The sequence below is a fragment of the Cedecea sp. P7760 genome, assembly GCF_013386425.1.
Classification (GTDB): domain Bacteria; phylum Pseudomonadota; class Gammaproteobacteria; order Enterobacterales; family Enterobacteriaceae; genus Cedecea; species Cedecea selenatireducens.
This window is the reverse complement of record NZ_JACARU010000019.1, coordinates 85,865-111,296: the sequence shown is the minus strand read 5'-3', so window position 1 is coordinate 111,296 and position 25,432 is coordinate 85,865. Positions and strand designations below refer to the sequence as shown.

Genomic DNA, 25,432 nt, shown 5'->3' with positions numbered 1-25,432 from the left:
CTTTATGGGGTCAGTCCAAACACGGGGCTTTTTTATGGCTTACAGCTTAGCGCCTTCCACGGCTTCGCGGGCAAGCTTAGTGATGCGATCATAGTCGCCCGCTTCCAGCGCGTCTGCCGGCACCAGCCAGGAGCCGCCGATGCACAGCACGCTTTTCAGCGCCAGGTAGTCACGGTAGTTAGCCGGTGAGATACCGCCGGTTGGGCAGAAACGTACCTGAGAGAACGGGCCAGCAATAGCCTGCAGCGCTTTGGTGCCGCCGTTGGCTTCCGCAGGGAAGAATTTAAACTCTTTCAGGCCGTAGTCCATACCCAGCATCAGTTCAGAAACGGTGCTGATACCCGGGATCAGCGGAATGCTGCCTTCGGTAGCGGCTTTCAGCAGCGGCTCGGTCAGGCCCGGGCTGATGGCGAACTGCGCGCCCGCTTCGGTCACTTCTGCCAGCTGCTGTGGGTTCAGCACGGTACCCGCCCCGATAATCGCGTCAGGCACTTCTTTCGCAATCGCGCGAATGGCATCGATAGCGCAGGCGGTACGCAGCGTAACTTCCAGCACGCGAACGCCACCTGCAACCAACGCTTTTGCCATCGGCACGGCATGTTCCAGCTTGTTAATGACGATAACCGGCACGACCGGGCCGGTTTTCAGGATCTGTTCTGCTGTTGTTTTCCAATTTTTCATCTGAGCGCCTCTTAGCCAGTTTTAATCTGTTTTCCGTGGGGCATTGCCACCACGGGCTTAAAATTTAATGCAGGTTGCGCCTTGTTCAGCGCCCGAAAGCTGTTCGCGCAGGGCGCCAAATAGCTCACGTCCGGTCCCTACACGCTCGGCGCTGAGATCCGGGTGATAAGCGGTGCGCGCCGCAAGTACGGCGTCATCCACCAGCAGCGTCAGCTCGCCGGTTTGGCCGTTAACGCGAATAATGTCACCTTCCTGCACCTTCGCCAGCAGCCCGCCATCGTAGGCTTCAGGGGTGACGTGGATTGCAGAAGGAACCTTACCTGAGGCGCCGGACAGTCTTCCATCCGTCACCAAAGCAATTTTGAAACAGCGGTCCAATAATACTCCAAGCGGCGGCATAAGTTTATGCAATTCTGGCATGCCGTTCGCTTTTGGCCCCTGATGGCGCACCACGACAACGCAGTCACGGTCCAGCTTGCCGGCTTCAAATGCCGGTAAAACGTCGTGCTGGCTTTCAAAAATAACCGCAGGCGCTTCAATTACCTGGTTTTCTACCGGCACCGCTGAGGTTTTCATCACCGCACGGCCCAGGTTCCCGCTCAGCACTTTGGTCCCGCCGTGACGGGAGAATGGTTTTTCCATGGTGGCGATAACGTCGGCGTCCAGCGGCTCACTGGCACCTTCACGCCAGGCAAGCTGGCCGTTGTCGAGCCACGGCTCCATGGTGTAATGGTGCAGGCCAAAACCGGCCACGGTATTAACGTCTTCGTGCAGCAGGCCGCCTTTCAGCAACTCGCGCATCAGCACCGGTACGCCGCCCGCCGCCTGGAAGTGGTTAATGTCCGCCGGGCCGTTCGGGTATAAGCGCGCCAACAGCGGCACAATTTCGGAGATGTCGGAGAAGTCATCCCAGTTGATGACGATCCCCGCAGCTCGAGCCATCGCCACGAGGTGCATGGTGTGGTTCGTCGAGCCGCCGGTAGCCAGCAGCGCAACAATGCCGTTCACCACCACCTTCTCATCGATCATTTTCCCAAGAGGCATCCATTCGTTGCCGTTGCCGGTCAGGCGAGTCACCTGGCGGGCGGCAGCATCCGTTAGCGCGTGGCGCAGTTCGGCATCAGGCTGAATAAACGAAGAGCCCGGCAGCTGCATGCCCATGAACTCAACCACCATCTGGTTGGTATTCGCCGTGCCGTAGAAGGTACAGGTGCCCGGCGCATGATAAGAAGCGGCTTCCGCCTCCAGCAGCGCCAGCCTGTCCACTTTGCCTTCGGCATAAAGCTGGCGAATGCGGACCTTTTCTTTATTCGGCAGGCCGCTGGCCATCGGGCCTGATGGCACGAAAAGCGCAGGTAAATGACCAAACGACAGCGCGGCCATGGTCAGCCCCGGAACAATTTTGTCGCATACGCCGAGGTAAAGAGCACCGTCAAACATATTATGGGAAAGGCCAACGGCGGTAGACATGGCAATCACTTCGCGGCTCAGCAGGGAAAGCTCCATACCATCCTGCCCTTGAGTGACCCCGTCGCACATCGCCGGTACGCCGCCCGCAACCTGCCCCACGGCGCCCACGGAGTGCAGCGCTTTGCGGATTTGCTCAGGATAATGCTCATACGGCTGATGCGCGGACAGCATGTCGTTGTAGGAGGTAACGATCGCAATATTGTTACGCAACATGCTTTTCAGCGCCGCCTTATCGTCCGGCTGGCAGGCAGCGAAACCATGCGCCAGGTTACCGCAGGCAAGTTCCGAGCGGTGAACCGTGTTGCTCCTGGCTTTCTCAATGCGTGCCAGATAGGCTTCGCGCGTTGGGCGGGAGCGTTCGATAATACGCGATGTTACCCGTAACAAATTTGGATGCATAGAAGTTCCTCAGAAAGTGGCTGTTCCCCCGCGCTACTATCATCATGTTCCGGGCGGCTGAAAATAGCCTTGTAGCCCATCAATCTTGACTGTCGGGAGCAAAATCGCTTCAGCTAGTGTAAATAAAAAAGCCCCGCGGGTGAATCCACGCGGGGCTATTATTCATAAAAAACTATGCCACTTCTGTGTTAGATCATGTTACCGGTAAAATGAGATGTGTTTGTTATCACCTTTTTACCGGCAACGCGCTCCAGATGTTACTCAAATTCGTTCCAGGAGTGCCCGTCACGGGTAATCATCGCCACGGAAGCCACCGGCCCCCAGGTTCCTGCCTGATAAGGTTTCGGGGCGTCGTTATCCGCAGCCCAGGCTTCGGTGATGGAGTCGACCCATTTCCACGCCTCTTCCACTTCATCGCGGCGAACGAACAGCGCCTGAATGCCCCGCATGGTTTCCAGCAGCAGGCGTTCATAGGCATCCGCCAGATGAGATTCGTTGAAGGTCTCGGAATAGCTCAGATCAAGTTTGGTCGTCTGCAGGTTATGCTTATGCTCCAGGCCCGGAACTTTGTTCAGGATCTGGATATCCACGCCTTCGTCCGGCTGCAGACGAATGGTCAGCTTGTTCTGCGGCAATTCCTGCCAGGAGTCTTTAAACAGATTCAGCGCAGGGTTTTTGAAATAAACCACGACTTCAGAGCATTTGGTTGGCAGACGTTTCCCGGTACGCAGGTAGAACGGCACGCCGGCCCAGCGCCAGTTATCGATATCCACGCGGATAGCCACGAAGGTTTCCGTTGCGCTGGCTTTGTTAGCGCCCTCTTCTTCGAGGTAGCCTGGCACTTTTTTGCCCTGCGCGAAGCCCGCGGTGTACTGACCACGCACGGTTTTGTCACGCACGTTGGTGCGGTCAATGCGGCGCAGCGACTGCAGAACCTTCACCTTCTCATCGCGGATATGGTCCGCGGTCAGGTCAGACGGTGGAGACATGGCAATCATGCACAGGATCTGCAACAGGTGGTTCTGGATCATGTCGCGCATCTGCCCGGCCTGATCGAAGTAACCCCAACGCCCTTCAATCCCCACTTCCTCGGCCACGGTGATTTCTACGTGATCGATGGTGCGGTTATCCCAGTTGTTGGCAAACAGGGAGTTGGCAAAACGCAGCGCCAGCAGGTTAAGAACGGTTTCTTTACCCAGATAGTGGTCGATGCGGTAAACCTGGCACTCTTCGAAGAACTCGCCGACCTGGTCATTGATTTCCTGAGAAGTTTCGAGGGAGGTCCCCAGCGGTTTTTCCATCACCACGCGAGCAGGTTTTGCATTCAGCTTCGCCTTGCCTAACCCTTTGCAGATAGCGCCGAAGGTGCTTGGCGGCATCGCGAAGTAGTTGATGGTGACGCGGTTCTGCTGGTCCAGCATTTTGCCCAGCTTGGTGAAAGCAGAGGTATCGTTAACGTCCAGGTTACAGAAATCCAGACGACCGCTCAGTTTTTCCCACAGGCTCTCGTCAATCTTCTCTTTCATGAAGGTTTCGAGGGCTTCGCGCACCACTTTGGTGTATGCCTCTTTATCCCAGTCTGCACGGCCAACACCAAGAATGCGGGTTTCCGGGTGGATTTGACCTGCTTTTTCCAGCTGATACAGGGATGGCAACAGTTTTCGGCGCGCCAGGTCGCCTTTTGCACCGAAAATGACCAGATCGCACGCCTGGGCCGTTTGCGTTACCGCCATGTTTGTCTCCTCGTTTCGGATATCCCGGCTTTTACCGGCCCTCGGGGGCGCGGATAGCATTAAGCCAGGCAAGTCTTGTAATTTTATTACGCTGCAATGTACTGCTTTTGCTGAATTGAGGACAACCGTTAACCCCGGTTTGACCGCCTCAATTGCTAACTTTTCCCACAATGCCGCACTAAAGCGTCATTCAATGGCGTTTTTTTACACAATGTAACCGTTGCCAAAGTTAGACACCGATCATGTAATGAAAAAAAACAACAACATTACCCGAGCAACTCGCCCTTTCACATTTGAGCCAGAGTATATTCTTGCTAAATCGGCCCACGATTTCTTCTTTTACTGAAATCGCTAAAACCCATGAGTGCCCGCCTTTATGAATATGCTGGAAAAAATCCAGTCACAGCTGGAACACCTTAGCAAATCGGAACGCAAAGTCGCAGAAGTGATTCTCGCCACACCTCAGGATGCCATTCACTCAAGCATCGCCACGCTCGCCCGCAGTGCAGACGTCAGTGAACCCACCGTAAACCGCTTCTGCCGCCGCCTGGAAACCAAAGGCTTCCCGGATTTTAAACTGCATTTAGCCCAGAGTCTGGCGAATGGCACGCCGTATGTAAACCGGAATGTTGATGAAGATGATAGCGTCGAGTCCTACACCGGCAAGATATTTGAGTCCGCGATGGCAGGCCTTGACAGGGTTCGCCAGTCGCTGGATATGTCAGCCGTTAATCGCGCGGTCGATCTGCTGACCCAGGCAAAGAAAATCGCCTTCTTTGGGCTTGGATCTTCTGCCGCCGTCGCCCACGACGCCACCAATAAATTCTTCCGCTTCAACGTACCGGTAATTTACTCAGATGACGTTGTTATGCAACGTATGAGCTGTATGAATTGTACTGAACAGGACGTTGTGGTGCTGATATCCCACACCGGGCGGACTAAAAACCTGGTCGAACTCGCCCAGCTAGCCCGTGAAAACGATGCCATTGTGCTCGCCATCACCTCTGAGGGGAGCCCCCTTGCCCGCGAGGCCACGCTTTCGCTGCTGCTTGATGTGCCTGAAGACACCGATATCTATATGCCAATGGTGTCTCGCCTCGCGCAGTTAACCGTTATTGACGTGCTGGCAACGGGCTTTACTTTGCGTAGAGGGGCAAAATTCAGGGATAACTTGAAGCGAGTCAAGGAAGCGCTCAAAGAATCGCGCTTTGATAAACAACGCCATCTCTCAGGCGATGAACATTAATTTTTGATAACAAAGTTGTAACTTATTAGGCTGTTCGGTTACGTTGTCATGGGGGCTCACAGCACACCCTGACCCACCGAGTTTTGTTCACGCAACACCAAGTTGTTTCAGTCAACGGAGTAATACATGTCCAGACGGCTACGTAGAACCAAAATCGTTACCACTTTAGGCCCGGCAACCGACCGCGATAATAATTTAGAAAAGATTATTGCCGCCGGCGCTAACGTGGTGCGCATGAACTTCTCCCACGGTTCACCCGAAGATCACCAGCTGCGTGCGGATAAAGTGCGTGAGATTGCCGCAAAACTGGGGCGCCACGTGGCGATTCTCGGTGATTTGCAGGGGCCAAAAATTCGCGTATCTACCTTCAAAGAAGGCAAAGTTTTCCTTAACCTGGGCGACAAATTCCTGCTGGATGCCAACCTGGGTAAAGGCGAAGGCGACAAAGAGAAAGTCGGTATCGACTATAAAGGCCTGCCGGCCGACGTCGTGCCTGGCGATATTCTGCTGCTTGATGATGGCCGCGTTCAGCTCAAAGTGCTGGAAGTTCATGGCCTGAAAGTGTTTACCGAAGTGACCGTAGGCGGCCCACTGTCCAACAACAAAGGGATCAACAAGCTGGGCGGCGGCCTGTCGGCCGAAGCGCTGACGGATAAAGACAAAGCGGACATCGTGACCGCCGCCAAAATCGGCGTTGATTACCTTGCTGTCTCCTTCCCTCGCTGCGGCGAAGACCTGAACTACGCTCGCCGCCTGGCGCGTGACGCGGGCTGTGATGCAAAAATTGTTGCTAAAGTAGAACGCGCGGAAGCCGTTTGCGATGAAGCAGCAATGGACGACATTATTCTCGCCTCTGACGTGGTCATGGTTGCACGTGGTGACCTGGGCGTAGAGATCGGTGACCCGGAGCTGGTCGGTATCCAGAAGACCCTGATTCGCCGCGCCCGTAAGCTGAACCGCGCCGTGATCACTGCGACCCAGATGATGGAGTCGATGATAACCAACCCAATGCCAACCCGTGCAGAAGTCATGGACGTGGCAAACGCCGTACTTGACGGTACCGATGCGGTGATGCTGTCGGCGGAAACCGCCGCTGGCCAGTACCCGGCTGAAACGGTCGCGGCTATGGCGCGCGTTTGCCTGGGTGCGGAAAAAATCCCAAGCATCAACGTGTCTAAACACCGCCTGGACGTGCAGTTCGATAACGTGGAAGAAGCCATTGCGATGTCCGCGATGTATGCCGCTAACCACCTGAAAGGGGTTACCGCTATCATCTCGATGACGGAGTCCGGGCGTACCGCGCTGATGACGTCTCGTATCAGCTCCGGCCTGCCTATCTTTGCGCTGTCCCGTCACGAACGTACGCTGAACCTGACCTCGCTGTACCGCGGCGTAACGCCGGTCTACTTTGATAGCGTGAACGAAGGCGTTGTCGCCGCAAGCGATGCGGTAAACCTGCTGCGCGATAAGGGCTATCTGATCTCCGGCGACCTGGTCATCGTGACCCAGGGCGACGTGATGAGCACCATCGGCACCACCAACACTACCCGCATCCTCTGCGTGGAATAATCTACGCACACCCTAACCGGGTAACCCCGACAAAGCCGCGACATCCCGTTGCGGCTTTTTTATTTCCCGCACCGACGCCTGCCGGTATATCCACACTGAGTTCATCGTTTTAAATTTATAGCCCATTCAAATGATACGTTATAACATAACAATTTACATGGCGTAATCAGACCTTATATATCGCCAATTTCTGAACAGGCACGTTCATTTTGAGTCCCCACAGACATGATGAAAATCAAACGCAACCTCTTATATGCTGGCGTGTTTCTGGCGCTTATTTCTCAACCGCTTTTTGCCGCAGACTGCAACACGGCATCCTGTGAGGAAAACATCACGGTAGTAAGCCAGGCCCCTGCGGAGCGGCCACCCGCCAGCGGCACGGCCTCACGCCTGGGCCTGACTGACAAAGAAACGCCGCGGTATGTGGAAACCTTTGCACAAAAACAGATCGTCGCGCAGGGCGACCGCACGCTTGCCGAAACGGTCAGTCATGCTACCGGGATGTCCGGCGTGGCCTCCCCTACGCTTTCCAACAGCTTTTCTCTGCGTGGTTTTATGCCCGTAAGCTGGCTGCTGGACGGGCTGGAAATGCCCGGCAGTACGTTGCAACTTGGCAATCCAGCCCACTATCAGCAGGTAGATATTTTGCACGGCCCAGGCTCCGCGCTGAATGGCCTGACCGCCACCGCCGGTAGCGTCAACCTTGTGTCACATCAACCCAGCTTTGTTGACTCTCCCGCCATGCTCCGCTACCAGGCGGGTAGTTACAGTACCCAGTCCTTGCAGGGCGGAGCGGGGGGGACGCTGATTGAAGATAAGGTAGCCTGGCGGCTAGATGCTTCGGGTAGCGAAGGACACAGCCAGGTTCAGCATGAGCGCAACCGGCAGTCCAGAGTCAGCGGCTCGCTGCTGTTCCGCCTTACTGACGAAACCACTCTGACGCTTTACGGCGACAGAATGAACAATAGCAGCGACAACCCTTACTTCGGAACGCCGCTGATTGAAGGCAAGGTGCAGGCACAGCTGCGCGGTATTAACTATAACAATCTGACCGATGCCAGAATTGCCAGCCATGCCACTGCATTGCAGGCTGTGCTCGACACGACTCTCGCCCCAGGCATAACCTTTAATAACCACACCTGGTATTACAATGGCTATCGCTTCTGGCATAACGTTGAGCGCTATCGCTACAATGCAGCCTCTCCGGACGCCGTCAATCGTGACTCCTGGGGTGACTTAAGCCATAAAAATACGCTGTTGGCCAACCGCTCAAGCGTCTCAATAGACCACACTTTACTGGGCCTTGATAACCGAATGGTTGGCGGAATTGAGCTGCAAACCAGCCGTTTCGACTACCAAAAAAACGGATTTCCCGGCTCGCAGGATGTCCCTTTATTCAACCCGCCAAGTGAGCCATTTAGCGCCGAAACAAGTATTACCCGCGCCCCATGGAGCAAGGTCACCCAGCGCCAGTATGCGATCTTTATAGAAGACAGCCTGCAACTGACCGACAGCCTCACCCTGCTCAACCAGCTGCGGTTTACGCGACTGGATATGGACTGGCATTACTTCGCTCCGGCTAGCAGCGAAAGTCAAAATCGCAGCTTCATTAACGCCGGTGTCGGCCTGAACTGGGATATCAGCGACGGCACAACGCTCTATGCCAGCTACGCCAACGGCAAGGAAGCTGGCGGCGACATTTTCTTCCTCAGTGCAGATCAAACTCACCTGCCGCTCACCCAGTCACAACAATGGGAAACCGGCATTAAGAGTCGGTTCTGGGATAGTAAAGCATCCGTTAATCTTGCCCTCTACCAGCTGCGCAAAAATAATCTCTTTACCCCTTCTGCCACCACGCCGGGCGAACTCCTCGCTATAGGGCAACAAACTTCACGGGGTATTGAGCTGTCAGCCACGGCCCGGCCAACCGATCGCTGGGAGGTGACGGGCAACGTGGCATGGACTCATGCAAGGTTCGATAGCTTTAGTGCAGGCTCCCCACCTGAAAATCTGGACGGCAACCAGCCCGCTTACGTCCCGACCTGGACCAGCAATCTGGCGCTGATCTGGCATCCCCTCGCTCCGCTCAGCTTGAGGAGTGATTTACGCTACGTAGGCAGCAGCTACAACGACAGCCGCAATGCTAAAAAGATGGACGACTACATCACGCTGGATCTGGCGGCAGAATATCAGCTGACGCCCAAAGTTAGCCTGGGAACGCGGGTTCGCAACCTGACCGATACGTTCTACTCCTACCAGCGCACTTACGACGGCCAGGCTCTGATTGCCCCTTCCCGCACCTGGGAAGGCTGGATAACGGTATGGTTCTAATGCTGAAGGCTTTTATGTTTGCGGCAGCGGGCCTTCTCTTTTCATCTGGTTCTTCGGCCGTCACGGTGACCAATTGCGGTGTGCCGCAAACAATGACCTCGGTACCCACGCGCATCGTCGTTTATGGCAACCCTGCTCTGGAAAACCTTCTGGCACTGGGCATACGCCAGGAAATTGTTGCCGTCGTGGGCTATGACCCGTCCAGAGATCCTATGGGCTTTTCTGCGCGTAATGCCCTCTCATTGCCCGTCGTTGCCCGAACCGGGCTTATCTCCGCCGAGGCGCTGCTGCTGCTGCGCCCCGAAATGATCTACTCCTCAAGCTGGTACTGGTTCTGGTCGCCGGAAGGGGCAAGCCGGGATCAAATCACAGCCTGGGGAATATCAAGCTGGCTCTCTCCCGGCGCCTGCAGCGGCCAGCAGAGCGCTCCGAAGGAAAGAATCAGCTTCGCCGTTCTGTTTCGGGAAATACAAGATCTGGCCAAAATTATGCATCTTGAGGATCGGGGACTGGCGCTGGTTAGCCGGGAAGAAGAACACCTTGCAGCCCTGCGCCAACGCGCTGGCGAATTGGCTCCGGCTCGCCTGCTCTGGTGGTATTCCGGCACCGACTCACCGTACGTTGCAGGCTGCTGTGGCGTGCCGGACATGCTGAGCAAAGAAAGCGGCAACCGCAATATTTTCTCGGACATCTCTGCGCTATGGCCAAACGTCGCCTGGGAAGAAATAGCCCGTCGGGACCCGGATATTCTGGTGCTGGCCGATTTGCCCCGCGGCAGCACCGGCGACAGCGCTAAAGATAAAATAGCCTTCCTCGAACACTTTCCCCTGACCTCGGGCCTTCGCGCCGTGAAAGAAAAAAAATTTATCATCCTGCCTGGCTATGACATGGATCCCTCCATCCGCTCAGTGGACGCACTGGACAGGCTTATCACCTCACTTTCTACCAGGAAAAATCATGACTGACGCCACATGGAATACTCTCGTCACCCTCTGGGACCAGCAGCAAAGCGCTTATATTGCCAGCAGGGAAGCTCGCTTCGAGGCCCTGATGGACACACTGGCCTTACAGTTCAAGGGGGAATTCTCGCTGATCGAGTTTGGCTGTGGGCCAGGCTCCCTTACAAAACGCCTTCTTGAAAGGTTTCCTGCAGTACACGTTACCGCCATGGATGTTGATCCCGTGATGTTGGCCATCGCCCGCGAAACGCTTACCGGTTATGGCGATCGAGTGCGTATTCTTTCTGCCGACCTGGCTACCCCAGCCTGGCAGGAAAAAATAATCGGTCCTCGCCCGGATGCCATCGTCTCGAGTACGGCGCTGCACTGGCTGATGCCGGACAGACAGCACATCCTGCACGGTGAGGTCCTGAAATTGCTTGCCGATAACGGCATATTTCTCAACGCCGACCACCAGCGCTTTAACCCGGCAGACGGCAATAAAAAAGCCATCAGCGAGCGTCATGATGCCCGGACTCAACAACAGGCATGGGATAAAGGCGTGGTTGACTGGGACAGCTGGTTCACCCTTGCTAAAGAAATACCGGAAATTGCCGACCTGATCCCTGCCCGTGAAGCCGTATTCGCAGGCCGCCCGGTACCTCCCTCAACGACGCTGGCCTTTCAGCTGGCAAGCCTCAGCCAGGCCGGTTTCAGCGAAACCGGTACGCTGTGGCAGCTCATGGACGATTACCTGATTGCCGGTTGGAAATAAGCACGTGCTGCCATTGCGCCTGCTGCTGTGCGGGGTAGTAACTCTGCTTGGGCTGATTTACAGCCTGCGCTTTGGGGCCGTGACGCTGTCCCTGAGCGAAGTCATTCAGCTTCTGCATCCGGCTCCCGTTGAAGAACCCCGCCTGGCGCTATACCAGAAGATAGTCTGGTCACTACGCTTGCCCAGAGCGCTGCTGGCGATGGTCTGCGGCGGCGGCCTGGCGCTGGCAGGCGCCGTGCTTCAGACCCTAACCCGAAATCCGCTGGCCGACCCGTGGCTGCTGGGTATTTCTTCCGGGGCGGGCCTGGGGGCTGTCACCATTATCGCCCTTGGCGTTCAGCCGCTGCTAACGGCCATGCCCGGCGGGGCTTTTATCGGGGCTCTGGCAGCTTTTGGGCTGGTTTTGCTGCTCGCCGGACGAACCATTATGCAGCCGGCCCGGTTTATGCTCGCCGGCGTGGCGATTGGGCAATTGCTCAGCGCAATAACCTCATTAATCGTCTTCTGGCAAACCGATGCGACAACCTCGCGTGGCTTTACCTTCTGGCTACTGGGTGCGTTTGGACAAGCAACATGGCCACAGGTGGCTCTCTGTGCCGCCGCGCTATTCTTTGCGGGGACGCTTTGCCTGGCGATGTCCCCAACGTTGAATGTTATGGCGCTGGGCAATTTTGCCGCTAAGGGCCTGGGCGTTAACGTTTTCGCCCTGCAAATATCACTCTACCTGGCCATCACGCTGCTCACCGCTACCCTGGTGTCGTTTTGCGGCGCAATTGGCTTTGTCGGACTGACCGTCCCCCACCTGGCAAAAATGATAATCGGCAATCGTCACCAATGGACTTTGCCCGCCAGCATTCTCTGCGGTGCAATGCTGACGCTAGTGTCCGATACGCTGGCTCGTACGCTATTTGCCCCCAGAGAACTTCCTCCCGGCGTCATCACGGCGCTTATCGGCGTGCCGGTATTTCTTTTAACTCTTCGCCGTCGCCCGCGGCCTTAACTCCCCGCGCAGAAAGGCTCCGGCCTGACTGCGCTTTCCCCTGGCACTTACGCTGCCGCCCTGATAGTTGTCACGAAATTGTTAACTCTTGAAGAGGATTTAGTGAGTATTCTCTTTATAAAGTACAGGCATATATTCATGCAGAGCCCGGTCAATTTTACCCGGCTTTACGTTCACTCACCCTCACAGGGACATTGACGATGCTGGTAATTATCCTTGCTTATCTGGGCGGCCTGTTAACCATTGCCAGCCCTTGCATCCTGCCGGTGCTGCCATTTGTATTTGCCCGCTCAGACCAGCCTTTTGCCCGTACAGGGCTGCCGCTGCTGGCCGGTATGGCATTAACCTTTACGCTGTTTGCTACCCTTGCGGCCGTGGGCGGCGGCTGGGTTGTTGCGGCTAACCAGTATGGCCGCGGCGTGGCGTTAGTGCTGATGGCGCTGTTTGGCATCACGCTGCTGTTTCCTCGCCTGGCCGAGCGCGTGATGCACCCTCTGGTTACCGCCGGTAATTCTCTGTCTAACCGGGTGGCTCCGGGCCAGCCTGCGGGACCAGGTGGTTCGTTTTTAGTCGGTATTGCTACCGGGCTGCTTTGGGCACCCTGTGCAGGCCCGATTTTAGGGCTGGTGCTCACCGGTGCCGCCTTGCAGGGAGCAAATGTCGGCTCCACGCTGCTGCTGTTAGCCTATGCCGCTGGCGCAGCCACCTCGCTCGCACTTGCGTTGCTGATTGGCGGGAAGGTCTTTAGCGCGATGAAAAGCTCTCTTGGCGTGGGGGAATGGATCCGCCGTATCCTGGGGGCCGGCATGCTGCTTGGCGTGGTCGCGATTACCTTTGGCTTAGATACCGGCGTGCTGGCTCGCCTGTCTACGGCCTCCACCGGCGGGATTGAACAGGCTCTGGTTAAGCGTCTTTCCCCGGACAGTACGACAGCGAACGCCCCCTCGCCGGCCTCCGTGGTGAAAACGTCTGACGATGACGCGATCCCCACGCTGACCGATGCAGGCGCAATGCCTTCGCTTAACGGCGCAACGCAGTGGCTAAACTCGCCGCCTCTCACCGCAGAATCGCTGAAAGGCAAAGTCGTGCTGGTCGATTTCTGGACATACTCCTGCATTAACTGCCTGCGCTCGTTGCCTTATGTGAAAGCCTGGGCCGAGAAATATCGCGACCAGGGTTTGGTTGTCATTGGCGTGCACGCGCCAGAGTTTGCCTTTGAGCGCGATCCGGGCAACGTCGCCAAAGAAGCGAAAAAACTGGGCGTGACCTACCCCATCGCTATTGATAACGATTACAGCATCTGGCGGGCTTTCAATAACCAGTACTGGCCGGCGCACTACTTTATTGATGCCAGCGGGCACATTCGCTATGAGCACTTTGGCGAAGGGGATTATGCACAGTCCGAGCGCGTCATTCAGGAACTGCTGCGCCAGGCCGGAGCCAAAAACGTCACTCGCGGCATAAGCACGGTGTCCGCCAGCGGCGTAGAACAGGCGGCCAGCGGCCAGAATGATATCTCTCCAGAAACCTACCTCGGCTATATGCGGGCACAAAACTTCGCCTCCGGCGAGGTCACCGGCGATAAACCGGCAGACTACAGTAAGCCTACCGCGCTGCCGCTTGATAGCTGGGGGCTCGAGGGGAACTGGACCGTTGGCGGGGAGAACATCACGCTTAATCGCGCCAATGGCCGTATTTTCTATCAATTCCATGCCCGCGATTTACACCTGGTCCTCGGCCCGGGGGCTGAAGGTAAACCGGTTCGTTTTAAGGTCACTGTCGACGGTCAGGCACCGGGCAGCGTTCACGGCTCAGACGTCGCGCCAGACGGCAGCGGTACGGTGACAGAACAGCGCCTGTATCAGCTTATTCGTCAGTCAAGCGGCGGCGGCGAGCACACCTTCAGCATTGAATTTGAAGATGCCGGCGTCAACGCCTATGCCTTTACGTTCGGTTAACCAGGAGATTTGAGATGAAAACCACTATTGTTTCCTCCGCTAAGCGCCGCATAGCGTTATTCAGCGCGCCTGTTCTGGTTATCGCCGCGCTGGTTTTCCAGAACACCGCATGGTCTGAGGCAGAGCCTGCCGTTGCTATTCCTGCGCCTTTGCAGGATGAGGCACCCACGACGGGCGCACACCTCGAAACCGCCGTCTTTGCCGGCGGCTGTTTCTGGGGCGTTCAGGGCGTTTTTCAGCATGTTAAAGGCGTGACCAGCGCAATATCCGGATATACCGGCGGCAAGGCACGTACGGCGAATTATGAGACGGTGAGCATGGGGATGACCGGGCACGCCGAGTCCGTACAGGTTGTCTTCGACCCGGCGCAAGTCACCTATGGCCAGCTGCTGCAGGTTTACTTTTCCGTGGCGCATAACCCAACGGAGCTGAATCGCCAGGGGCCGGATTACGGCACGCAATATCGTTCGACCGTTTTCCCGCTCAGCGACGCTCAGGCAAAGGTTGCCAAAGCGTATATTGCGCAGCTTAATGCCAGCCATAAATTTAGTACGCCGCTGGTCACTACTGTGGAACAACATGCCCGGTTCTACCCGGCGGAGAAATACCACCAGAATTTCCTGAACGACAACCCGAACTACCCTTACATCGTTATCAACGATCTGCCTAAGGTTGAGCAGCTTAAACAACTGTTCCCCGCGCTGTGGAGCAAAGAACCTGTGCTGGTAAAATCCTGAAAAAAACCGCGCCAGCTATGCAGTGGCGCGGTTTTTTGTTTGAGAAGAGTAAGCTACTTCTTCTTCGGGTACAGTTCATCCCTGCAGTAAGGTTCTGTCTCGCCCTCTTGGCGTGTCTTTAAGAGCTTCAGGATCCAGGTGTACTGTTCCGGATGCGGGCCAACCAGCAGCTCCACCTCTTCGTTCATCCTGCGGGCGATGGTATGGTCATCGGCTTCAAGCAGGTCATCCATCGGTGGGCGGATAAAAATATCCAGCCGGTGCGTGTCGCTGTTATAGACCGGGAACAGCGGGACGACTCGCGCACGACACACTTTCATCAGCCGGCCAATTGCCGGCAGCGTCGCCTTATAAGTGGCGAAGAAATCAACGAATTCGCTGTGTTCAGGCCCGTGATCCTGGTCCGGAAGATAGTAGCCCCAATAGCCCTGACGCACCGAACTGATAAACGGTTTGATGCCGTCGTTGCGGGCATGCATACGGCCCCCAAAGCGGCGACGGACGGTATTCCAGACATAATCGAACAGCTGGTTGCCCTGATTGTGGAACATCGCCGCCATTTTCTGACCTTCGGAGGCCATCAGCATCGCCGGAATATCCACCGCCCAGCCGTGCGGCACCAGGAAAATCACGTTCTCCCCTTTCGCACGGAACTCATCCACGATTTCTTTGCCGTGCCAGTCCACACGTGCCATCACTTTCTTTGGATCGCGTAGGCCCAATTCAGCCATCAGCACCATTGCCTGTGGAGCGGTGGCAAACATACGGTCGATGATGGCCTCGCGCTGCTCTTCCGGCATATCCGGGAAGCAGTAAAGCAGGTTGATTTGCGCACGGCGTCTGGCGCTTTTGCCCAAACGGCCCGCTAAACGCCCAAGTTTACCCAGCAAAGGATCACGGAGTCCCGGAGGCAGAAGCGCCAGCCCGGCAAAAGCGCCCACGCCAAGCCATGCTCCCCAGTAGCGCGGGTGCAAAAAGGCTTTTTGAAATTCAGGGATAAACTCACTGTGGTTTTTTTTTGCTTTTTCCATGCGACTCTCAATAGTTCGCCAGCGGCCTGGCGAGACGAATTTATCGTTATTTTAGCGGGGCGACGGGCGACAGACAAAAGAAAAAGCCGGTCACGAGTACCGGCTTTTCATATTGAGGCTAAATCAGTCAATGCGCAGCTGCGGAAGAACCTCTTTCACCTGTGCCAGGTAATCACGGCGATCGGACCCGGTCAGACCTTCAGAACGCGGCAGTTTAGCCGTCAGCGGGTTAACCGCCTGCTGGTTAATCCACACTTCGTAGTGCAGGTGTGGGCCAGTAGAACGCCCGGTATTACCGGAGAGCGCAATACGATCGCCGCGCTTCACTTTCTGACCGGGTTTCACCAGCAGCTTCTTAAGGTGCATGTAGCGGGTGGTATAGGTCCGGCCGTGGCGGATGGCAACAAAGAAACCTGCCGCACCGCTACGCTTAGCCATCACGACTTCACCGTCACCGACCGACAGCACAGGCGTCCCCTGCGGCATAGCGAAATCAACGCCTTTATGCGGCGCGACGCGGCCGGTAACCGGATTGAGGCGACGAGGATTGAAGTTCGACGAAACGCGGAACTGCTTCACGGTTGGGAAACGCATAAAGCCTTTCGCGAGGCCCGAGCCGCTGCGATCGTAGAATTTACCGTCTTCGGCGCGGATGGCGTAGTAATCTTTGCCGTCGCTGCGCAGGCGTACGCCCACCAGCTGGCTTTGCTCACGCTTGCCGGCCAGCATTTCGCGGGACATCAGCACGGAGAACTCATCGCCTTTTTTCAGCTTACGGAAGTCCATCTGCCACTGCATCGCTTTGATAACCGAGCTAATTTCAGCGCTGGTTAAGCCCGCATCACGCGCGCTGGAAACAAAACTTGCGCCCACTGTGCCCTTCAGCACGCTGTTAACCCAATCGCCCTGCTGGGTTTCGCTGGTCATTTTGAAACCGTTATCAGCGCGATCGTAGGTGCGCGTTTCGCGGCGCGACATTTCCCAGGTCAGTCGCTGCAAATCACCGTCTGCGTTAAGCGTCCAGGAAAGCTGCTGACCAATTTTCATGTTTCGCAGGTCTTTATCAGCGGAAGCGAGCTGGCTGATATCGCCCATCTCGATACCGTACTGATTAAGAATGCTGCTCAGCGTATCGCCGGTGGAGACAACATATTCATGAACGCCGGCTTCACCGGATGTTTTATCATCCAGCTCATCCTGAGGGATGGTGTCATCTTCAGCGTCCGGGGATTGGTCAAGCGGCTCGCTGGCCTCGGGCAGCAGCGAATGAATTTCGCTTTTTTCAAGCTCGATGGTCTTGATTATCGGGCTGGAATGCGGATGGTAAATGGACGGTCGCCATACTGCGACCGCCAGAGTGAGAACCGTAAGCGACCCCAGCATTACGCGATGGGGTCGTGAAAGATTGTCAAATGCCATGGCGACAGAGCGGGCTATCTGTTGCACGTATTCACTTCCTCGTTAATCTCCTTTCAGGCAGCTCGCATACTGATTCGCAAGGCTGGTCATAAACTGCATATAGCTGTTTTTACCCAATGCGACTTCAATTCCCAGAGGATCTAAGGTGCCGGAGCGAACGTTAGTGCCTCTGGCAACGGCGTTAATTACCGCTGGCCTGAATTGTGGCTCAGCAAAAACGCAAACCGCTTTATGCTCAACCAACTGTGTTCTGATTTCATGTAAACGCTGCGCACCAGGCTGTATTTCAGGGTTCACGGTAAAGTGGCCAAGCGGCGTTAAACCGTAGTGTTTTTCAAAGTAGCCATAGGCATCATGAAAAACGAAATACCCTTTTCCTTTCAGCGGTGACAGCACGGAACCAACCTGCTTATCGGCGTCGGCTAAGCCTGACTCGAAATCTTTCAGGTTGGCGTCAAGTTTGGCTCGATTTTCGGGCATAAGTTCCACTAATTTATCGTGGATTGCAACCGCTGACAGCCGCGCTATGTCTGGGGAGAGCCAAATATGCAAGTTGTATTCGCCGTGATGGTGATCTTCATCACTCTTTGCGCCAGGAGCGTGTTCTTCGCCGTGCTCATGATCGTCATCGTCACCGCCTTTCATCAGCAGCGGTTTCACGCCGGCAAGCGCCGCCAGCTCGAGCTGTTTTTTCTCAGGAAGTTGACGGACAGACTTCTGCATGAAGGCTTCCATTTCCGGCCCAACCCAAACAACTAAGTCCGCGCCCTGCAAGCGTTTTACGTCGGAAGGACGCAGCGCGTAATCGTGTTCAGAGGCGCCATCAGGCAGCAATACTTCTGTGCCAGTCACCCCGTCGGCAATCGCGGCGGCGATAAAGCCCAGAGGTTTGATGGAAGCCACGACGGCGGCCTGGGCGCCGGTAGCGGCAGAACCCCAAAGGGCGGCGGAAAATGCAGCGAAAAGAAGTGTCTTTTTATGTAACATAATGCAACTTATCATCGTGATAATCAGAATAATTGTGATATTATAACATCCGCTAACTTATGCAACCCCTGAAATTGTCATGACAAATTTGGTTGAACTAGAAAATATCTCGGTCTCTTTCGGCCAGCGTCGCGTGCTGTCCGATATCTCACTGGCGCTAAAGCCAGGCCGTATTCTTACGCTGTTGGGGCCAAACGGCGCCGGTAAATCGACGCTGGTACGCGTGGTGCTCGGCCTGGTCACGCCGGACAACGGCATCATCAAGCGCGACCAGCATCTGCGCATCGGCTATGTGCCGCAAAAATTACACCTGGATGCCACGCTGCCGCTGACGGTGAGCCGTTTTCTGCGCCTGCGTCCCGGCGTAAAAAAAGCAGACATACTCCCGGCGCTTAAACGTGTGCAGGCTGCCCATTTGGTGGATGCGCCGATGCAGAAGCTTTCCGGCGGTGAAAATCAGCGCGTCCTGCTGGCGCGAGCGTTGCTCAATGAACCTCATCTGCTGGTGCTGGATGAACCCACCCAGGGCGTGGACGTTAACGGCCAGCTGGCGCTTTACAACTTGATTGACCAGCTTCGCCAGGAGCTGAACTGCGCGGTGCTGATGGTTTCTCACGACCTCCACCTGGTGATGGCGAAAACCGATGAAGTGCTGTGCCTGAACCACCACATCTGCTGTTCCGGCACGCCGGAGGTGGTCTCCACCCATCCTGAATTTATTTCAATGTTTGGCCCAATCGGCGCCGAGCAGTTAGGCATTTATCGCCACCACCATAATCATCGGCACGATCTGCAGGGTCGCATCGTTCTGCGCAGAGGGAATGGACAGTAATGCTTGAATTGTTGTTACCCGGCTGGCTGGCCGGGATTTTGCTCGCCTGTGCGGCGGGGCCACTGGGTTCGTTTGTGGTCTGGCGCCGTATGTCCTACTTCGGCGACACGCTGGCACATGCTTCGCTGCTGGGCGTGGCGTTTGGCCTGCTGCTTAACGTTAATCCGTTCTATGCCGTTATCGCGGTAACCTTACTGCTTGCGGTTGGCCTGGTATGGCTGGAAAAGCGCCCTCACCTCGCCATTGATACCCTGCTCGGCATTATGGCGCACAGCGCCCTGTCGCTCGGTCTGGTGGTGGTCAGCCTGATGTCGAACGTGCGCGTTGACCTGATGGCCTACCTGTTCGGGGATTTACTGTCAGTTACGCCGCCGGACATTGTCTCCATCGCCGCAGGCGTAGTCGTGGTGCTTGGCGTACTGGCTTGGCAGTGGCGCAGTCTGCTGGCGATGACCATCAGCCCGGACCTCGCCCACGTCGACGGCGTGAATCTGCAGCGCGTGAAAATGCTGCTGATGCTGGTAACGGCGTTAACCATCGGTGTCGCAATGAAGTTTGTCGGGGCGCTGATCATTACCTCTCTACTGATTATCCCGGCGGCAACGGCACGTCGTTTCGCGCGTACGCCTGAGCAAATGGCCGGCTTTGCGGTCCTTATTGGTATGATTGCCGTTACCGGTGGGCTCGCTTTCTCCGCACTTTACGATACCCCGGCGGGCCCGTCCGTTGTGCTGGCTGCTGCGGTATTGTTTATTCTCAGCATGGCAAAGAAACAGCCGGCTTAACCTTCATGTAGACACGAAAAAGGCGCCCAGGGCGCCTTTTTTATTAGGGTGAAAGCTACGGCTGAGCCGGTGGCACAATGCCAAAGTGCGTCCAGGCGCGTGGCGTGGCAATACGCCCGCGTGGCGTACGCTGCAGGAAACCCTGCTGGATCAGGAACGGTTCCAGCACGTCTTCAATCGTCTCACGCTCCTCACCGATGGCTGCGGCAAGGTTGTCCAGCCCAACCGGGCCGCCAAGGAATTTGTCGATAACCGCCAGCAGCAGCTTGCGGTCCATGTAGTCGAAACCTTCGCTGTCGACGTTAAGCATATCCAGCGCCTGCGCCGCTATTTCTGCCGTAATCGCGCCGTCGTGTTTCACTTCGGCAAAGTCGCGCACGCGGCGCAGCAGGCGGTTTGCAATACGAGGCGTACCGCGAGCGCGGCGGGCAACTTCCAGCGCCCCCTCATCGCTCATCTCCAGCCCCAACACGCTGGCGCTGCGCCCGACGATATGCTGCAGATCGGCAACCTGATAAAACTCCAGCCGCTGCACAATGCCGAAACGGTCGCGCAGGGGCGAGGTCAATGAACCCGCTCGCGTGGTGGCACCAATCAGGGTAAACGGCGGCAGATCGATTTTGATCGAACGCGCAGCCGGGCCTTCGCCAATCATGATATCCAGCTGATAGTCTTCCATCGCCGGATACAGCACCTCTTCCACCACCGGAGAAAGACGGTGAATCTCATCGATAAACAGCACGTCGTGAGGCTCAAGGTTGGTCAGCATTGCCGCCAAATCCCCGGCTTTTTCCAGCACCGGGCCGGACGTGGTGCGCAGGTTAACGCCCATTTCGTTGGCAACGATGTTAGCCAGGGTGGTTTTCCCCAGCCCCGGAGGCCCGAAAATCAACAGGTGATCGAGCGCGTCGCCGCGCAGCTTGGCCGCCTGGATGAAGATTTCCATCTGCGAACGCACGTGCGGCTGCCCGACATACTCTTCGAGCAGCTTAGGGCGGATCGCACGATCGATTAACTCGTCCGGGGTAATATTTCCTGGCGATACCAGGCGGTCTGCTTCAATCATCCTCTACCTCATAGCGCCGCGCGCAGCGCTTCGCGGATCAGGGTTTCACTGTCTGCACCGGCACGGCCCACTTTGCTGACCATGCGGCTGGCTTCCTGTGGTTTATAGCCCAGAGACACGAGGGCAGCAACGGCTTCCTGCTCCGCGTCGTCCGCCTGCCCGTTATCCGGGGAGGTCAACACGAGATCGGCCGCCGGCGTAAACAGGTCGCCATGCATACCTTTGAAGCGGTCTTTCATCTCAACTATCAGGCGTTCTGCGGTTTTCTTACCCACGCCCGGCAGCTTGATGAGGGAGCCTATTTCTTCGCGCTCAACCGCGTTAACAAACTGCTGGGCAGACATGCCTGAAAGAATAGCCAGCGCCAGTTTTGGCCCAACGCCGTTGACTTTAATCAGCTCGCGGAACAGCGTACGCTCCTGCTTGTTGTTAAAACCGTAGAGCAGCTGAGCGTCTTCACGCACCACAAATTGGGTGAACACCACCGCCTCTTTGCCGATTTCCGGCAGCTCGTAGAAGCAGGTCATTGGCATATAAACCTCGTAGCCTACGCCGTTGGTTTCCAGCAATACCAGCGGGGGCTGCTTTTCCAGAACGATGCCTCTGAGTCGACCTATCACATTGTGCTCCTGCGTATTAGCGTTGATGCGCGAAAAATTCAGCCTATGATATAAAAAAGGCTGGATAGATATCCAGCCTTAATTATTTTAATCGTCCCCGCGCCAGATTGAGCCGCGATTCGCTCATCTGGGCCGCGTTTTGCGTGACGTGGCAGTGCGTAATGGCGATGGCCAGTGCATCCGCCGCATCCGCCTGCGGGTTGGCCGGGAGCTTAAGCAGCGTGCGCACCATGTGCTGCACCTGGCTTTTCTCCGCGCTGCCAATACCCACCACGGTTTGCTTTACCTGACGCGCCGCGTACTCAAATACCGGCAGGTCAGCGTTCACCGCGGCAACAATCGCCGCCCCGCGCGCCTGGCCCAGCTTGAGTGCGGAGTCCGCGTTTTTCGCCATAAATACCTGCTCAATGGCAAAATACTCGGGCTGGAACTGGGTAATGATTTCGCTCACCCCCGCGTAGATAAGCTTCAGGCGCGAGGGCAAGTCGGCGACCTGCGTTCGGATACAGCCGCTGCCAAGATAGGTTAACTGCCGTCCGGTTTGGCGAATAACGCCATAACCGGTCACGCGTGACCCCGGGTCGATGCCGAGAATAATCGCCATTAAACCTCTCAATCAGGTAGAGACGATACCCTAAAGATTTCAGCTCACAGAAAGGCGGCGACGCAGCGCATCCCCAGGAGCGTAGATAAACTACGTGTCTGGGGTAAGCGAGGAGAACCAACGCATCTGTGGGCTGAAAAATGACGGGTATTAAAGGAGAGCCGCCACCTCGTCGGAGATCTCACCATTGTGGTAAACCTCCTGCACGTCGTCGCAGTCTTCCAGCATGTCGATCAGGCGCATCAGCTTAGGCGCGGTATCCGCATCCATGTCTGCTTTGGTCGAAGGGATCATCGAGACTTCTGCGTTGTCAGCCTTCAGGCCGGCCGCTTCCAGAGCATCTCTCACGGCGCCCATTTCTTCCCACGCGGTGTAAACGTCAATTGCGCCGTCGTCGAAGGTCACAACGTCTTCAGCACCGGCTTCCAGCGCCGCTTCCATGATCTGGTCTTCATCGCCCGCTTCGAAGGAGATAATGCCTTTCTTGCTGAACAGATAGGCGACGGAGCCGTCGGTGCCCAGGTTACCGCCGCATTTGTTGAACGCGTGGCGCACTTCAGCAACGGTACGGTTGCGGTTGTCGCTCAGGCATTCAACCATGACGGCTGACCCGCCAGGACCGTAACCTTCATAAATGATGGTTTCCATGTTCGCGTCATCATCGCCACCCACGCCTCGTGCAATGGCACGGTTCAGGGTGTCGCGCGTCATGTTGTTAGACAGCGCTTTATCGATAGCCGCGCGCAGACGCGGGTTAGACCCAGCGTCACCGCCGCCCAGACGGGCAGCCGTCACCAGCTCGCGAATAATTTTGGTGAAAATCTTACCGCGCTTGGCATCCTGTGCCGCTTTGCGGTGTTTCGTGTTGGCCCACTTACTATGACCTGCCATAACAATCTCCAAAAGCGCCTGTATCAGGCGGCATCAATTACAAACTCTTCAATCGCCTGCCGGTTACTCCATGACTTGGTCATCAGGGCCGCCTCTTCGGCGGGCACCCATTTCCAGGCCAGATGTTCCGTAATAGTAATCTGGCGTTCATGAGGCAGCGCAAGACAGAACCACGATTCCGTATTACGCGTAATCCCCGGCGCATAGCGATGACGCAAATGAGTAAATATCTCAAACTCCACGCAGCGCTGGCAGTCAACTAGCGGCAGCGGCTCACTGACCACGTCGATAGCGACCTCTTCCTTTACTTCACGCTGAGCGGCATGCAGCGCGCTTTCCCCCTCCTCCAGACTGCCGGTAACCGACTGCCAGAAATCAGGATCGTCGCGCCGCTGTAACATCAGCACCCGTTTAGTATCCTGCGCGAAAATAACCACCAGAACGGAAACGGGACGCTTAAAGGGCATCAGTTTTTCTCAGCCTTTTTGATGACTTCAATGCCCAGCTCGGCAAGCGAGGCCGGGTTGGCGAAGCTTGGTGCTTCGGTCATCAGGCAGGCTGCAGCCGTGGTTTTCGGGAAGGCGATAACGTCACGGATGTTGTCGGTACCGGTCAGCAGCATGGTCAGGCGATCCAGACCAAACGCCAGGCCTGCGTGCGGCGGCGTACCGTACTTCAGCGCGTCCAGCAGGAAGCCGAACTTCTCGCGCTGTTCCTGCTCGTTAATGCCCAGAATGCCGAACACGGTCTGCTGCATCTGGCTACGGTGAATACGCACGGAACCGCCGCCCACTTCGTAGCCGTTGATAACCATATCGTAGGCGTTGGCAATCGCGGTTTCCGGCTGCGCCGCCAGTTCTTCCGGCGTCATGTCTTTCGGCGCGGTGAACGGGTGGTGCATCGCGGTCAGGCCGCCTTCACCGTTATCTTCAAACATTGGGAAGTCAACCACCCACAGCGGCGCCCATTTTTTCTCATCGGTAATCTGCAGGTCTTTACCGATTTTCAGACGCAGTGCGCCCAGCGCATCGGCAACGACTTTCTTGCTGTCCGCGCCGAAGAAGATCATGTCGCCATCGGCCGCACCGGTGCGCGCCAGGATACCTTCCACGATGTCCGCGTTCAGGAATTTCGCCACCGGGCTGGTGATTCCTTCGATGCCTTTCGCACGCTCGTTAACCTTGATGTACGCCAGGCCGCGAGCGCCGTAAATTTCAATGAACTTGCCGTAGTCGTCAATCTGTTTACGGCTGATCTGTGCGCCACCCGGCACACGCAGCGCGGCAACGCGGCCTTTCGCGTCGTTTGCCGGGCCGGAGAAGACCTTAAACTCCACGTCTTTCACCAGATCGGCCACGTCCACCAGCTCCAGCGGGTTACGCAGGTCTGGTTTATCGGAACCGTAGCGACGCTCGGCTTCGGCGAAGGTCATCACCGGGAAGTCGCCCAGGTCAACGTTGATGATGTCGATCCACAGTTTACGCACCAGGTCTTCCATCACTTCACGCACCTGCGGCGCGGTCATGAAGGAAGTTTCTACGTCGATCTGGGTAAATTCTGGCTGACGGTCAGCGCGCAGATCTTCGTCGCGGAAGCATTTAACAATCTGATAGTAGCGGTCAAAGCCGGACATCATCAGCAGCTGTTTGAACAGCTGAGGAGACTGAGGCAGCGCGTAGAATTTGCCTTTGTGTACGCGGGAAGGCACCAGATAGTCACGTGCGCCTTCAGGCGTGGCTTTGGTCAGCATCGGGGTTTCAATGTCAAGGAAACCGTGGTCGTCCATAAAGCGACGGACAAAGCTCGTCACTTTAGCGCGGGTTTTCAGGCGCTGGGCCATTTCCGGGCGACGAAGATCCAGGTAGCGATACTTCAGGCGCGCTTCTTCGGTATTAACGTGATTGGAGTCCAGCGGCAGCACGTCGGAGCGGTTAATGATGGTCAGTTCGGTGGCGAACACTTCTACTTCACCGGTGGCCATATCTTTGTTCACGTTGCGCTCGTCGCGAGCACGCACGGTGCCCACAATCTGAATACAGAACTCATTACGCAGTTCAGAGGCGAGCTGGAACGCTTCCTGACGGTCAGGGTCGAAAAACACCTGCACGACGCCTTCACGATCGCGCATATCAATAAAGATAAGGCTACCGAGGTCACGGCGACGATTAACCCACCCACTAAGCGTTACTTGCTGTCCCACATGGGATTGATTGAGCTGCCCGCAATATACTGTACGCATGAGATATCCCTTAATCAGCTGCACGCGACCCGCCACCTGCGACGGCAGGCGCTTTGGTGGCAGCTATTTCGACTGTCACAACTGGATGAAAAAAGGGGGCTATTATACTGGAAATAATGGC

General features: G+C 56.3%; 22 protein-coding genes. 10 read left to right on the top strand and 12 right to left on the bottom strand.

Going from position 1 to position 25,432, the window contains the following annotated elements; translation table 11 throughout:
* Window positions 1-39: 39 nt before the first annotated feature.
* From kdgA to zwf, 3 genes are all read right to left on the bottom strand, one after another.
* The gene (gene kdgA, locus HX778_RS08440) at window positions 40-681 is read right to left on the bottom strand and encodes a bifunctional 4-hydroxy-2-oxoglutarate aldolase/2-dehydro-3-deoxy-phosphogluconate aldolase (protein ID WP_038481851.1); all 642 of its coding nucleotides are present in this window, start codon (window positions 679-681) and stop codon (window positions 40-42) included.
* 57 nt (window positions 682-738) lie between these two features.
* A complete protein-coding gene (edd, locus tag HX778_RS08435) occupies window positions 739-2,550 on the bottom strand; it encodes a phosphogluconate dehydratase (protein ID WP_176981771.1) in 1,812 nt (603 codons plus the stop codon).
* A 257-nt stretch (window positions 2,551-2,807) separates the two neighbouring features.
* Window positions 2,808-4,283 carry a glucose-6-phosphate dehydrogenase gene (gene zwf / locus HX778_RS08430; RefSeq protein ID WP_038481845.1) on the bottom strand — a complete coding sequence of 492 codons (1,476 nt, stop codon included), beginning with the start codon at window positions 4,281-4,283 and terminating at the stop codon, window positions 2,808-2,810.
* A 376-nt stretch (window positions 4,284-4,659) separates the two neighbouring features.
* On the opposite strand from zwf, the gene HX778_RS08425 reads away from it, so the two are divergent.
* From HX778_RS08425 to msrA, 8 genes are all read left to right on the top strand, one after another.
* Entirely contained in the window at window positions 4,660-5,529 is an 870-nt protein-coding gene (locus HX778_RS08425; protein WP_038481843.1) for a MurR/RpiR family transcriptional regulator, read from the top strand.
* A 126-nt stretch (window positions 5,530-5,655) separates the two neighbouring features.
* Complete coding sequence (pyk, locus tag HX778_RS08420; protein ID WP_038481840.1) at window positions 5,656-7,098, top strand: pyruvate kinase; 1,443 nt, start codon at window positions 5,656-5,658, stop codon at window positions 7,096-7,098.
* Window positions 7,099-7,323: 225 nt separating this feature from the next.
* Complete coding sequence (locus HX778_RS08415; RefSeq protein ID WP_255483367.1) at window positions 7,324-9,429, top strand: TonB-dependent siderophore receptor; 2,106 nt, start codon at window positions 7,324-7,326, stop codon at window positions 9,427-9,429.
* Window positions 9,420-10,394 carry an ABC transporter substrate-binding protein gene (locus tag HX778_RS08410; RefSeq protein WP_081948208.1) on the top strand — a complete coding sequence of 325 codons (975 nt, stop codon included), beginning with the start codon at window positions 9,420-9,422 and terminating at the stop codon, window positions 10,392-10,394. Before HX778_RS08415 ends, HX778_RS08410 begins: the two co-directional genes overlap by 10 nt.
* A complete protein-coding gene (locus HX778_RS08405; protein WP_176981770.1) occupies window positions 10,387-11,142 on the top strand; it encodes a trans-aconitate 2-methyltransferase in 756 nt (251 codons plus the stop codon). Before HX778_RS08410 ends, HX778_RS08405 begins: the two co-directional genes overlap by 8 nt.
* Before the next feature lie 4 nt (window positions 11,143-11,146).
* Window positions 11,147-12,142 (top strand): iron ABC transporter permease, encoded by a 996-nt coding sequence (locus HX778_RS08400; RefSeq protein ID WP_038483423.1) that lies wholly within the window; start codon window positions 11,147-11,149, stop codon window positions 12,140-12,142.
* A 200-nt stretch (window positions 12,143-12,342) separates the two neighbouring features.
* Complete coding sequence (locus HX778_RS08395; protein WP_176981769.1) at window positions 12,343-14,100, top strand: cytochrome c biogenesis protein DipZ; 1,758 nt, start codon at window positions 12,343-12,345, stop codon at window positions 14,098-14,100.
* Between the two features lie 14 nt (window positions 14,101-14,114).
* Window positions 14,115-14,837: a peptide-methionine (S)-S-oxide reductase MsrA gene (gene msrA / locus HX778_RS08390; protein WP_176981768.1), complete on the top strand. Its 723-nt coding sequence runs from the start codon at window positions 14,115-14,117 to the stop codon at window positions 14,835-14,837.
* 53 nt (window positions 14,838-14,890) lie between these two features.
* Here the strand turns inward: msrA and lpxM are convergent, their stop codons facing one another.
* The 3 genes from lpxM to znuA form a co-directional block, all read right to left on the bottom strand.
* Complete coding sequence (gene lpxM / locus HX778_RS08385) at window positions 14,891-15,868, bottom strand: lauroyl-Kdo(2)-lipid IV(A) myristoyltransferase (protein WP_176981767.1); 978 nt, start codon at window positions 15,866-15,868, stop codon at window positions 14,891-14,893.
* A gap of 123 nt (window positions 15,869-15,991) precedes the next feature.
* Window positions 15,992-17,314 (bottom strand): murein DD-endopeptidase MepM, encoded by a 1,323-nt coding sequence (gene mepM / locus HX778_RS08380; protein WP_071842997.1) that lies wholly within the window; start codon window positions 17,312-17,314, stop codon window positions 15,992-15,994.
* 15 nt (window positions 17,315-17,329) lie between these two features.
* Window positions 17,330-18,274: a zinc ABC transporter substrate-binding protein ZnuA gene (gene znuA / locus HX778_RS08375; RefSeq protein WP_176981766.1), complete on the bottom strand. Its 945-nt coding sequence runs from the start codon at window positions 18,272-18,274 to the stop codon at window positions 17,330-17,332.
* Window positions 18,275-18,353: 79 nt separating this feature from the next.
* On the opposite strand from znuA, the gene znuC reads away from it, so the two are divergent.
* The gene (znuC, locus tag HX778_RS08370; RefSeq protein WP_176981765.1) at window positions 18,354-19,106 is read left to right on the top strand and encodes a zinc ABC transporter ATP-binding protein ZnuC; all 753 of its coding nucleotides are present in this window, start codon (window positions 18,354-18,356) and stop codon (window positions 19,104-19,106) included.
* A complete protein-coding gene (gene znuB, locus HX778_RS08365; RefSeq protein ID WP_176981764.1) occupies window positions 19,106-19,891 on the top strand; it encodes a zinc ABC transporter permease subunit ZnuB in 786 nt (261 codons plus the stop codon). The genes znuC and znuB overlap by 1 nt, the downstream gene beginning before the upstream one ends.
* 55 nt (window positions 19,892-19,946) lie before the next feature.
* On the opposite strand, the gene ruvB is transcribed toward znuB, so the two are convergent.
* The 6 genes from ruvB to aspS all read right to left on the bottom strand — a co-directional run bounded on the left by ruvB (window position 19,947) and on the right by aspS (window position 25,311).
* Window positions 19,947-20,957 (bottom strand): Holliday junction branch migration DNA helicase RuvB, encoded by a 1,011-nt coding sequence (ruvB, locus tag HX778_RS08360; protein WP_176981763.1) that lies wholly within the window; start codon window positions 20,955-20,957, stop codon window positions 19,947-19,949.
* A gap of 8 nt (window positions 20,958-20,965) precedes the next feature.
* Entirely contained in the window at window positions 20,966-21,577 is a 612-nt protein-coding gene (gene ruvA, locus HX778_RS08355; RefSeq protein ID WP_038481816.1) for a Holliday junction branch migration protein RuvA, read from the bottom strand.
* Window positions 21,578-21,659: 82 nt separating this feature from the next.
* Window positions 21,660-22,181 carry a crossover junction endodeoxyribonuclease RuvC gene (gene ruvC / locus HX778_RS08350; RefSeq protein ID WP_016536954.1) on the bottom strand — a complete coding sequence of 174 codons (522 nt, stop codon included), beginning with the start codon at window positions 22,179-22,181 and terminating at the stop codon, window positions 21,660-21,662.
* A gap of 150 nt (window positions 22,182-22,331) precedes the next feature.
* The gene (locus HX778_RS08345; RefSeq protein ID WP_038481812.1) at window positions 22,332-23,072 is read right to left on the bottom strand and encodes a YebC/PmpR family DNA-binding transcriptional regulator; all 741 of its coding nucleotides are present in this window, start codon (window positions 23,070-23,072) and stop codon (window positions 22,332-22,334) included.
* A gap of 23 nt (window positions 23,073-23,095) precedes the next feature.
* Window positions 23,096-23,539, bottom strand: coding sequence for a dihydroneopterin triphosphate diphosphatase (nudB, locus tag HX778_RS08340; RefSeq protein ID WP_126355850.1), 444 nt, complete (start codon window positions 23,537-23,539; stop codon window positions 23,096-23,098).
* Complete coding sequence (gene aspS / locus HX778_RS08335) at window positions 23,539-25,311, bottom strand: aspartate--tRNA ligase (RefSeq protein ID WP_038481807.1); 1,773 nt, start codon at window positions 25,309-25,311, stop codon at window positions 23,539-23,541. The genes nudB and aspS overlap by 1 nt, the downstream gene beginning before the upstream one ends.
* Window positions 25,312-25,432 lie beyond the last annotated feature (121 nt).

What these genes read in the sequence shown, in the direction of transcription:
- kdgA (WP_038481851.1), bottom strand. Translation starts at nt 681, where the DNA reads ATGAAAAATTGGAAAACAACAGCAGAACAGATCCTGAAAACCGGCCCG.
- edd (WP_176981771.1), bottom strand. Translation starts at nt 2,550, where the DNA reads ATGCATCCAAATTTGTTACGGGTAACATCGCGTATTATCGAACGCTCC.
- zwf (WP_038481845.1), bottom strand. Translation starts at nt 4,283, where the DNA reads ATGGCGGTAACGCAAACGGCCCAGGCGTGCGATCTGGTCATTTTCGGT.
- HX778_RS08425 (WP_038481843.1), top strand. Translation starts at nt 4,660, where the DNA reads ATGAATATGCTGGAAAAAATCCAGTCACAGCTGGAACACCTTAGCAAA.
- pyk (WP_038481840.1), top strand. Translation starts at nt 5,656, where the DNA reads ATGTCCAGACGGCTACGTAGAACCAAAATCGTTACCACTTTAGGCCCG.
- HX778_RS08415 (WP_255483367.1), top strand. Translation starts at nt 7,324, where the DNA reads ATGATGAAAATCAAACGCAACCTCTTATATGCTGGCGTGTTTCTGGCG.
- HX778_RS08410 (WP_081948208.1), top strand. Translation starts at nt 9,420, where the DNA reads ATGGTTCTAATGCTGAAGGCTTTTATGTTTGCGGCAGCGGGCCTTCTC.
- HX778_RS08405 (WP_176981770.1), top strand. Translation starts at nt 10,387, where the DNA reads ATGACTGACGCCACATGGAATACTCTCGTCACCCTCTGGGACCAGCAG.
- HX778_RS08395 (WP_176981769.1), top strand. Translation starts at nt 12,343, where the DNA reads ATGCTGGTAATTATCCTTGCTTATCTGGGCGGCCTGTTAACCATTGCC.
- msrA (WP_176981768.1), top strand. Translation starts at nt 14,115, where the DNA reads ATGAAAACCACTATTGTTTCCTCCGCTAAGCGCCGCATAGCGTTATTC.
- lpxM (WP_176981767.1), bottom strand. Translation starts at nt 15,868, where the DNA reads ATGGAAAAAGCAAAAAAAAACCACAGTGAGTTTATCCCTGAATTTCAA.
- znuA (WP_176981766.1), bottom strand. Translation starts at nt 18,274, where the DNA reads ATGTTACATAAAAAGACACTTCTTTTCGCTGCATTTTCCGCCGCCCTT.
- znuC (WP_176981765.1), top strand. Translation starts at nt 18,354, where the DNA reads ATGACAAATTTGGTTGAACTAGAAAATATCTCGGTCTCTTTCGGCCAG.
- znuB (WP_176981764.1), top strand. Translation starts at nt 19,106, where the DNA reads ATGCTTGAATTGTTGTTACCCGGCTGGCTGGCCGGGATTTTGCTCGCC.
- ruvB (WP_176981763.1), bottom strand. Translation starts at nt 20,957, where the DNA reads ATGATTGAAGCAGACCGCCTGGTATCGCCAGGAAATATTACCCCGGAC.
- ruvC (WP_016536954.1), bottom strand. Translation starts at nt 22,181, where the DNA reads ATGGCGATTATTCTCGGCATCGACCCGGGGTCACGCGTGACCGGTTAT.
- HX778_RS08345 (WP_038481812.1), bottom strand. Translation starts at nt 23,072, where the DNA reads ATGGCAGGTCATAGTAAGTGGGCCAACACGAAACACCGCAAAGCGGCA.
- nudB (WP_126355850.1), bottom strand. Translation starts at nt 23,539, where the DNA reads ATGCCCTTTAAGCGTCCCGTTTCCGTTCTGGTGGTTATTTTCGCGCAG.
- aspS (WP_038481807.1), bottom strand. Translation starts at nt 25,311, where the DNA reads ATGCGTACAGTATATTGCGGGCAGCTCAATCAATCCCATGTGGGACAG.